This is a genomic window from Robertmurraya phoenicis, assembly GCF_047302285.1.
GTDB lineage: Bacteria > Bacillota > Bacilli > Bacillales > Cytobacillaceae > Robertmurraya.
In genome coordinates, this window is the sequence record NZ_CP154845.1 from 199,424 (window position 1) to 215,074 (window position 15,651).

General features: G+C 38.9%; 13 protein-coding genes. 10 read left to right on the plus strand and 3 right to left on the minus strand.

All coding sequences use genetic code 11. The annotated features are described in order from the left end of the window. The first annotated feature begins 91 nt into the window (after positions 1-91). From AA0X71_RS00935 to AA0X71_RS00980, 10 genes are all read left to right on the plus strand, one after another. Complete coding sequence (locus AA0X71_RS00935; RefSeq protein WP_413358174.1) at positions 92-1,042, plus strand: hypothetical protein; 951 nt, start codon at positions 92-94, stop codon at positions 1,040-1,042. Between the two features lie 206 nt (positions 1,043-1,248). Further along, positions 1,249-1,590 (plus strand): zinc ribbon domain-containing protein YjdM, encoded by a 342-nt coding sequence (locus AA0X71_RS00940; RefSeq protein ID WP_413358176.1) that lies wholly within the window; start codon positions 1,249-1,251, stop codon positions 1,588-1,590. Positions 1,591-2,388: 798 nt separating this feature from the next. Continuing rightward, positions 2,389-4,038 (plus strand): alpha-glucoside-specific PTS transporter subunit IIBC, encoded by a 1,650-nt coding sequence (locus AA0X71_RS00945; protein WP_413358178.1) that lies wholly within the window; start codon positions 2,389-2,391, stop codon positions 4,036-4,038. Between the two features lie 48 nt (positions 4,039-4,086). Beyond that, the gene (locus AA0X71_RS00950) at positions 4,087-5,400 is read left to right on the plus strand and encodes a 6-phospho-alpha-glucosidase (protein ID WP_413358180.1); all 1,314 of its coding nucleotides are present in this window, start codon (positions 4,087-4,089) and stop codon (positions 5,398-5,400) included. Between the two features lie 121 nt (positions 5,401-5,521). Beyond that, complete coding sequence (locus AA0X71_RS00955; protein WP_413358182.1) at positions 5,522-6,298, plus strand: MurR/RpiR family transcriptional regulator; 777 nt, start codon at positions 5,522-5,524, stop codon at positions 6,296-6,298. Beyond that, on the plus strand, positions 6,279-6,731 hold the full coding sequence (locus AA0X71_RS00960) for a hypothetical protein (RefSeq protein ID WP_413358184.1): 453 nt from the start codon (positions 6,279-6,281) through the stop codon (positions 6,729-6,731). The genes AA0X71_RS00955 and AA0X71_RS00960 overlap by 20 nt, the downstream gene beginning before the upstream one ends. An 18-nt stretch (positions 6,732-6,749) precedes the next feature. Then, positions 6,750-7,241 carry a PTS glucose transporter subunit IIA gene (locus AA0X71_RS00965; RefSeq protein ID WP_413358186.1) on the plus strand — a complete coding sequence of 164 codons (492 nt, stop codon included), beginning with the start codon at positions 6,750-6,752 and terminating at the stop codon, positions 7,239-7,241. 844 nt (positions 7,242-8,085) lie between these two features. Then, the gene (locus AA0X71_RS00970) at positions 8,086-8,433 is read left to right on the plus strand and encodes a PadR family transcriptional regulator (RefSeq protein ID WP_413358188.1); all 348 of its coding nucleotides are present in this window, start codon (positions 8,086-8,088) and stop codon (positions 8,431-8,433) included. Next, positions 8,434-9,447 carry an HAAS signaling domain-containing protein gene (locus tag AA0X71_RS00975; RefSeq protein ID WP_413358190.1) on the plus strand — a complete coding sequence of 338 codons (1,014 nt, stop codon included), beginning with the start codon at positions 8,434-8,436 and terminating at the stop codon, positions 9,445-9,447. Between the two features lie 186 nt (positions 9,448-9,633). Further along, entirely contained in the window at positions 9,634-10,923 is a 1,290-nt protein-coding gene (locus tag AA0X71_RS00980) for an NCS2 family permease (protein WP_413358192.1), read from the plus strand. Between the two features lie 972 nt (positions 10,924-11,895). On the opposite strand, the gene gnd is transcribed toward AA0X71_RS00980, so the two are convergent. The 3 genes from gnd to AA0X71_RS00995 are packed head-to-tail and all read right to left on the minus strand — an operon-like array spanning position 11,896 to position 15,611. Further along, positions 11,896-13,299 (minus strand): decarboxylating NADP(+)-dependent phosphogluconate dehydrogenase, encoded by a 1,404-nt coding sequence (gene gnd / locus AA0X71_RS00985; RefSeq protein ID WP_413362426.1) that lies wholly within the window; start codon positions 13,297-13,299, stop codon positions 11,896-11,898. A 40-nt stretch (positions 13,300-13,339) separates the two neighbouring features. After that, on the minus strand, positions 13,340-14,887 hold the full coding sequence (gene gntK / locus AA0X71_RS00990; RefSeq protein WP_413358194.1) for a gluconokinase: 1,548 nt from the start codon (positions 14,885-14,887) through the stop codon (positions 13,340-13,342). After that, positions 14,880-15,611 carry a GntR family transcriptional regulator gene (locus AA0X71_RS00995; protein WP_413358196.1) on the minus strand — a complete coding sequence of 244 codons (732 nt, stop codon included), beginning with the start codon at positions 15,609-15,611 and terminating at the stop codon, positions 14,880-14,882. The genes gntK and AA0X71_RS00995 overlap by 8 nt, the downstream gene beginning before the upstream one ends. Between the last annotated feature and the right edge of the window lie 40 nt (positions 15,612-15,651).

Consider the following 15,651-nt stretch of genomic DNA (forward strand, 5'->3'; position numbering starts at 1 on the left):
ATATCGCGAATCATCAATCATTTTTTCAGAAAAATAAAATAATCTAGATAAAATAAAATATTTCGTATTTAAAAGAGGTGCTATCTAAATCATGAATCATAATCTGGAGTCGTTTTTTGCACGCTGCCTTCAAGGGGATATTATCGCTGCTATGGACATATTGAATAATATTTATCCGAAGATAGAAGAAATGGAGGAACTTGAACAACGTTTTAAGAACAGGTTTTTTTCAGATGAATACGAAGAAGAGATTCGATCAGAAGATCCATTTATTAAAAGTGTGATTGTAGCCTATCATCATTATTTTCGATTGGTATTAATCAATGCCAAAACAATAGACGAGGCAGAGAAGGAGCTTGTTGAACATTTAAGTAACCTTCTAGAAAATGATTTTAATGAAACGATGGATGAAATCGAGGAGAGATTATTAGAACTTTTTAAGGAAAAAGGATATCACTTTTTGGGCGGGGTAACACCTCCTTATAGAGGACCGTACATTTGGAAGAACATGCATAAATTACAGTTTGAGGTAGAATTACCTCTTGCTAAACAAGCCGTTACAGTACATATGATGTCAGACTTTTTGCTTGAAGGTTGGATGAGCTTTGCAACTTGTGAACACAAACATGTTGGAGGATGGGCAAACGAAGAGGGTTTATATTGTAATGCCAAAGTGTACCCGGACTTAGATGAAGAGCTTTTTCAAGTCTCTTATTTAAAGCATGAAGCTCAACATTTGTATGACTATATGCATTTCCCGAATCTCCAACCAAAAGAATTGGAGTATCGGGCAAAACTAGTTGAGCTTATCTATTCAAAGGAACACACCTTACTTAAAAAATTCTTGACCCAAGCAAAGGATGATCCGAATTTTCCTCATCCATATGCTTCGTATCAAATTATTAAAAATCTATCATCGATTCTGTTTGCAAAGAATGTGGAATCAGATTATAACGCTTGGTTTACGATAGATTATAATGATATTTCGAAAGCGGCTTATGAACTTTTTGTTCAAAATACGAGAGAAATGATCGATTCTTAAATCAACAGGATTAGAATTAACGATTTCAAGAGGAATCATGAGGCAGCATGGTGGAGATTTAGTCGCAGAAAATCATCCTGATGGCGGTGCGGTTATAAAGGGATGGCTTTCTATAGTGTAAGCGCAGCAGAATTATTTCCCCGTCTCGATCGGTTTATTTGTTATAGTAATATAAATAGATTAATTTCAATAGTGGAGGAAATCAGATGAGTAATTTGCCTAATTGTCCAAAATGTCATTCAGAATATACATATGAGGATGGAGCCCTTCTCGTTTGTCCAGAATGTGCTCATGAGTGGACGCAAAGTAGTGAAGGGGAAAATGGGGAGGAACAGAAAGTTTTTAAAGATGCCAATGGCAATGTATTAAATGATGGGGATACAGTAACTGTAATTAAAGACCTGAAAGTTAAAGGGAGCTCATCCGTCTTAAAGCAAGGAACGAAAGTGAAGAACATTCGTTTGGTCGAGGGAGACCATGATATTGATTGTAAAATTGATGGATTCGGCGCTATGAAGCTGAAAACGGAATTTGTGAAGAAAATCTAACCTATTCATAAACACAGTGGATGACATCAATCCGCTGTATTTTTTTATTGTCCAAGAGTTTATAAATTCCCTCGACTTGTGGATAAGTGTTCGTATAAACAGTTGGCGTATCGCTATGAAAAAATAACAGGAAAAATTCCGATTAATAAGCAAGCATCATGAAAAAGAGCCGAAATAACAGGAGAAATTCCTGCTATTCCCTCAAAAAATACCCAAATAAACGATTTTGCCCTCCGTAAGCGGAAAATCTTCCGTTATTTCCTCTAAAAGGGACTTCATGGAGGAGATAACAGGAAAAATTCCGCTTAAGGGTGAGAGATGTTTGGAGCTAATTCGTCAAACCGGAAGCTTTCCTACATTTTGTAGGAGCTTTTTTATTGGAAAACTGCTTCAGGATGTAGAGGTAGACCGGGATTGCACAGGTTTTCTAGGATTTTGCGTACCTTTCGGTGATCATTGCGTAGGATTTCCGATTAATTGCGAACCTTTCGGGATTAATTGCGAACCTTTCGGGATTAATTGCGCAACATGTTAACTTAATTGCTCATCTCACCGGATTCGTCTGTAGAAAAATAACGCTGGGAAATTTCCCAGCAAACGGGAAGATTCCCGAAAAACGATCGATAGTCCATTGTCCCTCGAATACATTGAAAACGTTTTCTGAAGATCGGATAATGCAAGTGTAAGGCAATGAATAAAGCAACTAAGTCAATTTCAACATGCATCTTTTTCAATGGTGAAACAAATATCTACTCGTTATTCCCTCATACTAGAAGATATAACGATGTTCGTTTCTAAATGGGACAAGTGCATGGAAGAAATGGATTAAACAAAAAAGAGGTGATTGTCTTGGAAAAAATTCAACGTTTTGGCGGTGCCATGTTTACACCGGTCTCATTATTCGCTTTTGCAGGTATTATGGTCGCCCTTACGATTATTATGCAAAACCCTTTAATAGTGGGTGGTCTCGCAACTGAGGGGACAACGTGGTATAGCGTATGGAATGTTCTAGAAGGTGGAGCTTGGACGATCTTTAATCAGATGGAACTGCTCTTCGTAATAGGTCTTCCAATTGGTCTAGCAAAGAAAGCAAATGCTAGAGCGGCGATGGAAGCATTGGTTGTTTATTTAACATTTAATTATTTCGTTTCAAATATATTGCAATATTTTGGATTGACATTCGGAGTCGATTTCGCAGCTGAAGTGGGCGGAGATAGTGGTCTTAAAATGATTGCTGGAATTAAAACATTAGACACGAGCATCTTGGGTGCTATCGTGGTCGCATCGATTGTGGTTTGGTTGCACAACAAATACTTTGATACAAAATTACCAGACTGGCTTGGGATTTTCCAAGGTTCCGCTTATGTGGTCATTATCGGATACTTTGTCATGATTCCGGTTGCCCTTTTGACTGCTTGGTTCTGGCCAATGGTACAGACAGGAATTTCTTCCTTACAAGATTTCATGGCAACATCTGGAACATTTGGAGTATGGCTCTACATTTTCTTGGAGCGCCTACTAATCCCAACAGGCTTACATCACTTTGTCTACGTTCCATTCAACTTTGGACCAGCAATTGTCGAAGGCGGTCTTCAAAAATATTGGATGGAAAATATCGTACAGTTTGGTCAATCAACAGAGTCACTGAAGACATTATTCCCTGAAGGTGGATTCGCCTTACACGGAAATTCCAAAGTGTTTGCTGCACCGGGAATTGCATTAGCATTCTACTTCACAGCTAAAAAGGAAAACAGAAAGAAAGTGTTGGCGCTCATTTTGCCAGTAACATTAACAGCGGTTGTCGCAGGTATTACAGAACCATTAGAATTCACATTCTTATTCTTAGCTCCTGTATTATTTGTCATCCATGCGTTACTCGCAGCAACCATGTCAGCAACAATGTATGCGTTTGGAGTTGTTGGAGACTTTGGTGGCGGACTATTATCGATGGCATCAAAGAACTGGATTCCACTTTTCTCTAATCACTGGGGAACATATGTAACACAAATTGCCATCGGACTTAGCTTCACCGTTATTTATTTCTTCGTCTTCCGCTTCTTAATTCAGAAGTTCAACCTGAAGACGCCTGGTAGAGAAGAGGCAAATGAAGAAGCGAAGCTATTTACGAAGAAAGATTACAAAGCTAAAAAGGCTGCCGAAAAAGGTGACGTAGCGGCTAGCGTTAGTGGTGGAAATCAGTACACGGAACAAGCTGGACTTTTTTTAGAAGCATTAGGTGGTAGCGATAATATCGAAACGATTAGTAACTGTGCGACAAGACTAAGAGTAAGTGTAAAAGATATCAATCTCGTTCAGCCAGATGAAGCATTTAGAGCTGGTGGAGCCCATGGAGTGGTTAGAAACGGGAAAGCACTTCAAGTCATCGTTGGACTTTCAGTACCTCAAGTAAGAGAACAATTTGAACTTTTAACACATCAAGTAAATTAAGGCATTAAGGTAGAGAAAAATAAATAAACATCAAGGGAGAGATATATCATGAAAAAATTCTCAGTCACCATTGCAGGCGGAGGTAGTACGTATACACCAGGAATCGTTCTATTAATGTTAGACAATCTTGATAGATTCCCCGTTCGTCAGATCAAACTTTATGATAATGATGAAGCTAGACAGAAAATCGTAGCAGATGCTTGTGAAATTTTAATTAAAGAAAGAGCACCAGAAATTGATTTCGTTGCAACAACGGATCCAGAAACAGGATTTAGCGATATCGACTTTGTGATGGCTCATATCCGTGTTGGGAAATATGAAATGCGTGAATTAGATGAGAAAATCCCATTGAAATACGGTCTTGTTGGACAAGAAACTTGTGGACCAGGTGGAATTGCTTACGGTATGCGTTCTATCGGTGGCGTGATTGAAATGGTCGATTATATGGAGAAATATTCACCTAATGCATGGATGCTAAATTATTCGAATCCAGCGGCGATTGTAGCGGAAGCGACGAGAAGATTACGTCCAAATTCTAAAATCCTTAATATTTGCGATATGCCAATCGGAATTGAAGCAAGAATGGCGAAGATTTTAGGGCTTTCTTCAAGAAAAGAAATGAATATTCGTTACTATGGTTTAAATCATTTTGGTTGGTGGACAGATATCCGTGACCAAGAAGGCAATGATTTAATGCCACAACTAATCGAACATGTTCAAGAGAATGGTTACGATGTTGGTATTCATAGCGATGGTAGCTGGCAAAGAACATTCCAAGCGGCAAAGGATACACAAGCCCTTGATCCGAAGACATTACCGAATACGTATCTAAAATATTACTTCTTCCCAAATCAAGAGGTAGAGCATTCTGACCCAAATTATACGCGTGCAAATATGGTCATCGATGGTCGAGAAAAGAATGTATTCTCTGAATGTAATCGCATTGTGGAAACAGGAACATCAGAAGGTACGACATTGAAAGCTGGAGATCATGCTTCCTATATCATTGATTTAGCACGTGCAATTGCCTACAATACCCATGAAAGAATGCTATTAATTGTAGAAAACAAAGGGGCTATCTCTAATTTCGATGAAACAGCAATGGTTGAAGTGCCATGTATCGTTGGAGCGAATGGTCCAGAGCCATTAACGCAAGGTGAAATTCCTCGTTTCCAAAAAGGATTAATGGAACAGCAAGTTGCCGTTGAAAAATTAGTGGTAGAAGCATGGATGGAGCAATCCTATCAAAAATTATGGCAAGCATTAACGCTATCTAGAACGGTCCCAAATGCTGCTGTAGCAAAACAAGTATTGGATGAGTTAATTGAAGCAAATAAGGCTTATTGGCCAGAATTACATTAATCAGAGAGGGGAGAAGTCGAATGATCGGCTCTCCCTATTTCTAAAAACAAGTATTCATTATACTCTCTCCCGATAAAAAGCTATAATAGAATTGTTATGCGATTTGTTGGAGGGAATGAACATGCTTCAGGATTTAATCAACAAACATTACGACAAATTAACGGAGAATGATTTAGAAACACTGCAATATGTCCTCAATCATATTGAAGCCTGTAGCAATATGAGTATCATGGAATTGGCAAAGGCCTGCGCAATGTCTAAATCTTCCATCTTAAGAATGACACAGAAATTAGGATTTAGTGGCTATAGTGAGTTTAAGTATAGTCTGAAAAACGAACAACAAGAAATGAAACAACATCAAAATCTTTTTGACATCCAAGTAGAAGAGATCGAGATGACGAGAAAATTATTTAAACAGAACCAGATGGATCCCGTTTATCAGCATATCCATGAGGCAGAAACGATCTATGGCTTTGCAACAGGCTGGGGTCAAAAGAATGCCATGGAAGAGTTATCACGCAATCTCATTGCCTGTGATAAAAAGATGTTCATTATCCCGGCAGAACGGGAATTTGATATTCTTCTTTCTCGAATTAAACAGAACGACCTTGTCATGATCATTTCATTAAGCGGTGATGTGACCAATATTATGAATAGTGTTAGGCAACTCTCTTTCCGAGGGGTTCCGACACTTTCAATTACTAGCTTCAAAAATAATAAGCTAGCAGAACTTTCTACGTACAATGTCTACTATGAGTCGACAAAGCTTGGACGATATTATGGTTTTGAACATCGATCCTTTATCGGGTTATTTTCTATTCTAGACCTTATTTATAGAGGATATTTGAATTTTGCGCTTGAAAAGGAGCGAGACGATAATGAAGATACACCAGAATAACACAAACAGATGGTATACAATGATCCTCGTATTATCGGTACTGATTCCCATTCTCTATGTGGTTTACTTATTTTTAGTGATACAGGGTAGCGAGCAATCAATTGAAGGATTTTTGAATTCACAGCCCATCTATGCGGTTATTATGTTGATTGGTTTTATTAATCCGATATGGGGTCATTTTCTTAATCAAATCCCAAAAGAGGAACGAGTGAGAAAAGGCAGAGGGGATCGATTCCTCGTGCTTATGCTGATTTCTCAATTAGTTGTAGGGAATATCATTATGGTGATTCTTGCTTATCTCGCGAAGAGAAAGCTTTCATCCGCGTCAAATCCTCAACCATTAACGACAGTGGAAAAAATAGTTTCGAGTGTTCTCCTTGTATTATCCCTATTTGCTGGATTTATTTTATTAAAACTAACAATATTTTCATAAGAAAGGTGGTCATTTTTCATGTTGTCCAAATTATTTGGTAAAAAAGAGACGAAAGTTACAATTTATTCACCTGTAGATGGTGAGATTATTCCATTATCAGAAGTGCCTGATCCGGTGTTTTCTCAAAAAATGATGGGAGATGGTGTTGCGATTAAACCTTTAAATGGGACAGTTGTTTCCCCAATTGAAGGGAAAATCGTTCAAGTGTTTCCAACAAAGCATGCCGTAGGGCTTGAAACGAAGAATGGTATTGAAATCTTAATCCATATCGGCCTTGAAACTGTTGAGATGAATGGTGAGGGCTTCGAAGCTCATGTAGCAACAGGAGACTCCGTAAAACCTGGAGACAAATTAATTACCTTTGATCCAGAGTTAGTGAGAGAGAAAGCTGCCAGTGATATGATTCCTGTCATCATTACAAATACGGATCAAATGCAGTCGATTTCGAAAAGTGAAAAGCAATCTGTCCGTGCCGGTCAGGATGAAATCTTAACGATAGAAGTAAAATAATATCGAACGTAACGCAAGTGAAGATTGATATCTTCACTTTTTTTGTATCAAAAATGAGTACTGTTAAATGGTTTGGGGTCATTCCAAGAAGTATTTGGGATGACTTTTGTGCGCTTGGCAGCGCTTTTCTCTAGAGGGTGTAAATCCCTTACATGCCGTTGTGGCGGAAATGTTAGCTGACGGACAGTGCGAGTATCGTGAGGTTTCGTGCGGAGGGACCAAAGGCAAAATTCGGAACAGGTGGCATTCACCGGTTGGCTGGTAGGATTGGAGAACCTTGCGAAAGATGGGGCAAACCAATACCACAAAAGAAATAAATCCTACAAGTTATGAGGACTGGATTCGAATGAAAGAGAAATGACGTGACCCAAGGAGGTCTCATCTTCTCCACTACAAAGTGGTAAGCATCGTTCAAAACCCGAATGGACAAGAAGTGTGCGAAGGAAGGCGAGAAGTCAGAGCAGAGGATAGTAGTGAATAAGCTTACCGGAAAGGCCACAAAGGTAAGTGACTTGTCACGAGTTGATAAGGCAAACATTGACCGAAAAGGCAATGATTTGTGCGAAGCCTGTCTGTCCATGAAAGAGAAGGAAAGCCCTTATAGACTCAGTGTGTACTAAACAGAATACCGATGAGGCAGATAGCCGTAGATTCGGGACCGAATAGAAAGTAGGTTGTTTGTGGCGGAGTACAAACTTAATGACCTACGGATCTGTGAGAGGCGCATGAAATTTTCATGCGCCTACTCTATTTAATACATTTATTCAATATTTTACATTATTTAATAATATAGGTTTGACAATAGTGTGTGTTGCACAGTATTATAAAAATAGGAGTTGATGATATGAACGATACAAATGAACATTTAGATAAATTAATGCAGGAGTTAAGAAGAGGGACACTGACAATTGGCGTATTAAGTCAGCTGTTCGAACCACAGTACGGTTATTCTCTTGTAGCTTCATTAGAGGAGAGGGATTTCCCGGTGGAACCGGGGACCTTATATCCTTTACTTCGCAGATTAGAAAAGCAAGGACTTTTGGAAAGCAAATGGGATACAAATGAAGCTAGACCTCGGAAATATTATCTTCTGAGTGAAACGGGAAAAGAAGTTTTTGAACAACTTGTTGTCGAGTGGAGAAGTATGGTGGAAAGCTTAGATAAACTGCTTGAAAACAAAGGAGGTAATTAAATGGAAACCATTGAACGTTATATTTACGCAGTGACACAAAAACTCCCCCATTCACAAAGGGATGATATTGCTATAGAGCTACGCGGTTTAATTGAAGATATGCTTGAAGAACGAGTGCAAGATGGTCAAGGGGTGGAAAAGCATGTGGAGGAAGTCTTGCTGGAATTAGGGGAACCACGGAAATTAGCAGAAAAATACCGCGAAACTAAGCGCTATTTAATAGGTCCAGAATTATTCGATCCCTATATAATGGTATTAAAAATTGCATTAATTTCCACTGGGGCTGTTATTGGAGTGGGGTTTATCATCAACATTATTTTGGATCCACCTTCTATTTTACAATCTTTCATTTCTTGTATCATTTCCTTAGTAACTGGCCTACCGATGGCTTATGGCTGGACGACATTTGCGTTTGCGATGATTCAATTTTCAGCTGAGAAAGAGATTAACAAGACGACTAAGAAGGTAAAGGAAGGCTGGGATCCCTCTGATCTACCAGCAATTCCAGATCCAAGAGGGCAAGTAAAGCGAGGAGAAGCAATAACTGGAATAGTATTTCTAATTATTTTATTGGTGATATTCGGGTTTTCCCATGAGTACTTTGGCGTATGGTTCTTTGAAGATGGAAAGTTTCGTAAGGTAATTCCATTTTTTAACGAAGAATTGTATGGTTATTATTTCTTCTTTATTGTACTGATGTTCGGTTTTGGGATCATAAAGGAATGCTTGAAATTAATTTATGGAAGATGGACGATGAAGCTTGTTCTATTTACAACTATCGTAAATATCATTTCCTGTATTGGTTTACTATTCGTCATTGCAGAGCCGGCTATTTGGAATCCAAACTTTATGAATCAATTAATTGAAAACGGGCTTATCTCTTCTGGGAGTGAAGCTTATAATGTAGTTAAGGTTATTTGGGAGAAAACGACAATCTGGCTATTTATTCTATGGTTACTAGCGTTAGTTTGGGATGTTGTTGATGGTTTCTTAAGAGTGAGGAAAAGTAGATAATGTTTGTAAACGTCAAAGCACAGTGAATGATAAGATTCATTGTGCTTATTTGTGTTGGAAAATAGTTGTTATTGCAAGAATCTTGGCAGAATGAGAGTTGTTTGCTAAAATTATTGATTGTGGCTCACCTATTATTTTAGGGAGAGCGGGTAGGGAGAGGGCTAATTGAATAGTTAGGTATTTTAGATGTTTAATCAACTTTTTCAGCTGGAAAAGAATGAGACAACGATCAAACGGGAGCTGCTAGCAGGGGTAGTGAGCTTTTTTACGATCGTCTATATTATTGCGGTCAACTCACTGATTCTATCAGAAGCTGGAATTCCATTGGAAGCGGCGATTTTAGCGACGATTATCACTTCTTTTGCAGGTTGCTTTCTGATGGGATTTTGGGCAAATGTTCCGATTCTCCTTGTACCAGGAATGGGCGTGAATGCCTTGTTTTCGTACACCATTGTTCAATCGATGGGGATGTCATGGCAAGAAGCATTAGCCGTTGTCTTTGTATCAGGGCTCATTTTTATGATCGTGGCATTCTCACGCTTTTCTAAAACGTTGAGTGAGGCAATTCCCCAGTCTTTAAAAGAAGCGATCACGATTGGACTTGGATTCTTTCTCATGCTCATTGGCCTTGAAAAGGGTGGCATTGTCGAAAAGGGTACCAATTCGATTATTGCATTAGGGGAGCTAGGCGAACCGCAAGTGCTGGCAACGGTGCTAACATTTCTCATAGCGATCATTTTGTTTTTACGTAATGTGCCTGGGAACTTTCTGATTACAGTCGTGGTGGGAACAGGGTTAGCTTGGGCATTTGGAGTCATCGACTTCAAACCATCAGAGACAGAGGCTTTTTCTCTTTCAGATTATATGGGCGTATTCGGGGCCTTGTCTTTTGACAATATCCTCTCATTAGGCTTTTGGATTGCTGTCTTTTCCTTAACGATGGTACTTGTCTTTGAAAACATCGGACTAGTACATGGTCATCTTTCCTTCATCAATCGTTCGGACCGGTTCTCCCGTGCTTTTCAAGCCAATTCGGTATCTGTCTTTCTATCCGGTCTGTTTGGCTCAAGTCCAACTGTAGCAACAGTAGAAAGTACAGCAGGAATGGCTGCAGGTGGAAGAACAGGATTAACGACCGTAACGACAGGTGTTTTGTTTCTTCTTTCCGCATTTTTTATTCCGGTCATTAAACTGATCCCGAATAGCGCCGTTGCGCCGATCCTGATCATTATCGGAGGACTAATGCTGCAAAACATTCGTAATCTGAATTTAGGAGATTTGAGTGAAAGCTTTCCAGCAATTTTTATCATTGCGATGATTCCTTTCACATACAGCATTGCTGATGGAATTGCCGTTGGATTCATTTTGTATCCGATCTTAAAAATTGCGATTGGAAAAGCGAAAGAAGTCTCGGTTACATTATACGTGATTGCCAGTCTATTTCTTTTCAACTTTGTTTTTCATATAATGGGTTAATCAAAAAAGCTCTCCGGGAACCTGGAGAGCTTTTTTTGAACGATAAATCATGATTTCCTTTTTATAACGGCTCTAAGAGAGATTCTAGTATACGATCTATCACTTTTGCATAGTGATGGGTCCTGTTATCAATGTACTACTTTTAATTATCATGGTTCTTTTTCCAGACCCCTAAAAGAATGTAAAAGATGGTAAAAACAAACCCTATTAAAATTAAAGTAGATACAAAGCTTTGCAACTCTTTTACGCTCAAGAAATAAGTAACGGAAGATATTATTCCAAAAAATAAAAAGAAGAGAGCATGATAAAATGACTTGTTTGATAGATTAACAATTTTATTCGTTCCTTGTGAAAGTAAAGCTGCTATTAAGAGGATTAAAAAGAGAATCAGCAAACGCATAGTATCAACCCTTTTGATAAAATTGGTAAATATGTAAAAATTATATCATAATTAAGAAGCTGATATCCTACCAGTGGCTGAATGTACAACCCCTCTATAATCTTCTCTAGCCTTTAACTTTTCTGAACGATAACAATATAAGCACCAGGCGATCCTACCTTCATCTAACCTCATTAAAGAAAAACAAGTGGGGAAAATTGCTTTTCCTCACTTGTTTTTTCAGTTGTCAGGAATTTATAAATTCCCTCGACTTGTGGATGAGTGTTCAATAAAATGTTCGTATAAATAATAGGAATATCGGTATGAAAAAATAACAGGAAAAATTCCGCTTAATGAGAAACCATCATGAAAAAGAGCCGAAATAACAGGAAAAATTCCTGCTATTCACTCAAAAAATGCCCAAATAAACGATTTTGCTCTCCATAAGCGGAAAATCTTCCGTTATTTCCCCAAAAAGGGACTCCTTTGAGGAGATAACAGGAAAAACTCCGCTTAAGGGTGAGAGATGGTTGGATCGAATTAGTCAAACCGGAAGCTTCCTACATTTTGTAGGAGCATTTTTATTGATTTTATCATGACCAGTTCGTATGAAAAGATCCTTCAGCATCTGTACGCTCATACGTATGGGCACCGAAATAATCACGTTGTGCCTGAAGTAAATGAGCGTTAGATCTTCCAGTACGATAGCTATCATAATACGTAAGGGAAGAGCTTAAGCAAGGAAATGCAACTCCTGACCCGATTCCCTCACAAACGACCTTTCGTAGTCCAGTTTGATAGTCTTTCATCTTCTCGGCAAAATAAGGTGAGATTAATAAATTAGCTAAACTTGCTTGTTCTTCGTACGCTTCACTTATCACATTTAAAAATTGCGCACGAATGATACAGCCACCACGGAAAATGAGGGCAATATCCTTTAACGGCAAATTCCAGTCAAAAGGCTCTGAAGTCATTTTATACTGATTGAATCCTTGAGCATAAGCACAAATTTTCCCCATATATAAAGCTTGTCTTACATATTCGACCCACGTACTTTTATCTAATAGATTTAGCTCCTGTTCCGGACCAGTTAAGATCGATTGTGCCATCATTCGTTCCTCTTTTAAGGCTGAAATATAACGAGCAAAGAGAGATTCTGTGATGATCGATGTCGGAATTCCATGGTCAATTGCTTGGATACTCGTCCATTTTCCTGTTCCTTTTTGCCCCGCTTTATCGAGAATGACATCAATAAGTGGTTGTCCTGTTTTTTCATCCTTTTTTCTTAAAATTTCAGCAGTAATCTCGATTAAATAACTTTGAAGTTCTCCTGCATTCCATTCTTCAAATACATCAGCAATTTCCTCAACCGATAATTGAAGCTTTTCTCGTAAAAACGTATAGGCTTCAGCAATGAGTTGCATATCTGCATACTCAATCCCATTATGGACCATCTTCACGAAGTGCCCGGCTCCTTTTGGGCCGATATACACACAGCATGGGTTACCATCCACTTGAGCGGCTATTTTGGTGAGAATCGGAGCAGCTTTTTCATAGACATCACGGTCTCCACCAGGCATAATAGATGGCCCTGTTAAAGCTCCTACTTCACCACCGGAAATCCCAATTCCTAAATACCCGATCCCTTTTTCCTTCAACGCATCATAGCGACGTTCGGTATCTTTATAATGGGAGTTACCACCATCCATGATGATATCTCCTTGTTCAATGTGAGGGAGTAAGGTGTGGATGACTGAATCAATGGCAGCTCCGGCCGTTACCATCAAAAAGATCTTTCTCGGCTTTTCTAATGACTGTACAAAAGCATCAATTTCATAATAAGGAGTAACCGTTTGACCATCCAACTTTTCGATGAGCTTATCCGTTAAATCTCGTGTGTAATTATAGACAGCTACTTTCTCGCCGTTGTTTGCCATATTTAAGGCAATATTACTACCCATAACTCCTAATCCAATAACACCAATCGTATTCAATATTCTCTTCTCCTTTTTCTCATGGTTGATAGGGGAGTTGTCCCTATTGTCTCGTTGAATTTACTAAATTTCTTTGATAATTAGCGATTTCTGTATACTCATCTTTTAATTTATTTGAGAGGTTCGTGAAGATCGGGAGCAATTGTCGGTATTCCTTAGCTGCTTCTTCATTTGGCGTATGTTTCACCGTTTCACCGACCATTTCGTTTACGACCTCAAACGAATCCACTTTTCCTGTCGCATAAAGTCCTAGTATGCATGCGCCAAGACATGAACTTTCATAGCTTTCGGGAACGACGACCTCAGATTCAAAAATATCGGCTAGCATTTGTCTCCAAACGGTTGATCTTGCAAAGCCACCCGTTGCTTGAATTCTTGTCACAGGACCATCCATACATTCGGTTAATGCTTGAAAAACTGTATATAAATTGTATAGAACGCCTTCAAGGGCTGCTCGAATCATATGCTCCTTCTTATGAGAAAGAGTCAATCCAAAGAATGAGCCGCGTACATCTGGATTCCACAGTGGAGCGCGTTCTCCAGCAAGATAGGGATGAAAGATTAACCCATCCGCACCAGGTCGGACCTGTTCAGCGATTTTCGTTAATCGTTCATAAGGGTCAATCCCCAATCTTTTCGCTGTTTCGTTTTCAGAAGGGGCTAATTCATCGCGAATCCAGCGCAGGATCACACCGCCGTTATTGACAGGACCACCAATAACCCAATGATTTTCCGTTAAGGCATAACAGAACGTTCTTCCTTCTGGATCGGTTTGGGGCTGGTCAATCACCGTGCGAATCGCTCCGCTTGTCCCAATCGTGATCGCAATTTCACCTTTTCGGAAAGCATTGACACCTAAATTAGAAAGAACGCCATCGCTAGCACCGATAATAAAAGGGATCTCAGGATCGATGCCGATTTGTTTTGCTAAATTAGGAGCACAGCCGGTGAACGACTTTGTTGTCGGAACAAGCTCTGATAATTGATCCCTAGTGATTCCTGCCATCGATAAGGCTTCCTCATCCCAGTCTAATGTATGAAGGTTCATCATCCCCATGCAAGATGCTAACGAATGATCAACAACATATTTGTCAAAAAACTTCTTAAAAATATATTCTTTAATGCCAATGTATTTTTTAGTCTTCGTCGCGATTTCTGGTCGTTCATGAACAATCCAAGCAATTTTACATAATGGGGACATCGGGTGAATCGGTGTTCCAGTCCGTCTATAAATTTCATGGCCATTCCATTCTTCGTTGATCTTTCGAGCCCATCCTTCGCTGCGATTATCTGCCCAAGTGATAACTGGAGTAAGAGGTTGATCCTGTTCGTCCATCGCAATGACACTGTGCATCGCACTACTAAAAGACACAAATAAAAGCTTTTTCTCAGAATGTTTTTTCATAATCAATGTCATCACTTGTTGAACTGCTTGAAAAATTTCTTCAGGATTTTGTTCAGCTGTAGATATATCTGGCGTGTGAAGGGGATATCCGACATTTTCATGTTGAATGACTTCGCCTTGTTCACTAAATAATACGGCCTTTGTACTGGTTGTCCCAATATCAATCCCTAACATGTAGTTAGTCATCTTGTTGTTCTACTCCTTTAGTTAGCATTTGTTGTGAGCTCCATAAATCTTCAACTTTCTCTTGTACATCATCAAAGTTATTGTGTAAAGATTGAACCATCAGGTTTCGATCTTTTGCTTTTATCGCTTCTATATACAATTCATGGTTGTCAATAATTCTTGTAAAATCCTCATTTTTTTCTGCAAAACGCATTCGCATCGATAAAAGAATGAAGCCTTCCATAACGGGCTTTAAGTTTTCCCAAATCATCAGGATATAAGAGTGGTTAATGGAACGGATGATCGTTTCGTGAAACAACACATCTTGTAAGGAAAATTCATCTGCATCGGAATAATTAATGGCCACTTTCATCATTTCTACTATTTTGCTAAGTTCCTTTGCTAAATGATTCGTATCCATTTTTACGAGACGCTCAAAAACGAATGATTCAATCAATAAGCGCACATCGTAAATTTCTTCGATCTCTTTATCAGTAAGCCCGATCACGACCGCTCCCATTCTTTCTAAACGAATCATATTTTCAGAAGCCAATATTTTTAATGCTTCTCGAATAGGTGAACGACTTACAGAAAAATCGGCGGCCAATTTATTTTCAGAGAGAACTGTACCACTTGGGGTTAAACCAGAAATAATTCGCATCCGTAGCTCATGGGCTACGCGCTCACCTGAAGAAGCTTTAGAAAGCCATTTTTCTGGGTATATAAATGTAATAGGTTCAGTCATAAGTCCACCTTCAATGCTTGAATATTCAAGTATTCAAGAG

Excerpts from the sequence above, each read along its gene's own strand:
- AA0X71_RS00935 (WP_413358174.1), top strand. The coding sequence starts at position 92 with ATGAATCATAATCTGGAGTCGTTTTTTGCACGCTGCCTTCAAGGGGAT.
- AA0X71_RS00940 (WP_413358176.1), top strand. The coding sequence starts at position 1,249 with ATGAGTAATTTGCCTAATTGTCCAAAATGTCATTCAGAATATACATAT.
- AA0X71_RS00945 (WP_413358178.1), top strand. The coding sequence starts at position 2,389 with ATGGGACAAGTGCATGGAAGAAATGGATTAAACAAAAAAGAGGTGATT.
- AA0X71_RS00950 (WP_413358180.1), top strand. The coding sequence starts at position 4,087 with ATGAAAAAATTCTCAGTCACCATTGCAGGCGGAGGTAGTACGTATACA.
- AA0X71_RS00955 (WP_413358182.1), top strand. The coding sequence starts at position 5,522 with ATGCTTCAGGATTTAATCAACAAACATTACGACAAATTAACGGAGAAT.
- AA0X71_RS00960 (WP_413358184.1), top strand. The coding sequence starts at position 6,279 with ATGAAGATACACCAGAATAACACAAACAGATGGTATACAATGATCCTC.
- AA0X71_RS00965 (WP_413358186.1), top strand. The coding sequence starts at position 6,750 with ATGTTGTCCAAATTATTTGGTAAAAAAGAGACGAAAGTTACAATTTAT.
- AA0X71_RS00970 (WP_413358188.1), top strand. The coding sequence starts at position 8,086 with ATGAACGATACAAATGAACATTTAGATAAATTAATGCAGGAGTTAAGA.
- AA0X71_RS00975 (WP_413358190.1), top strand. The coding sequence starts at position 8,434 with ATGGAAACCATTGAACGTTATATTTACGCAGTGACACAAAAACTCCCC.
- AA0X71_RS00980 (WP_413358192.1), top strand. The coding sequence starts at position 9,634 with ATGTTTAATCAACTTTTTCAGCTGGAAAAGAATGAGACAACGATCAAA.
- gntK (WP_413358194.1), bottom strand. The coding sequence starts at position 14,887 with ATGACTAACTACATGTTAGGGATTGATATTGGGACAACCAGTACAAAG.
- AA0X71_RS00995 (WP_413358196.1), bottom strand. The coding sequence starts at position 15,611 with ATGACTGAACCTATTACATTTATATACCCAGAAAAATGGCTTTCTAAA.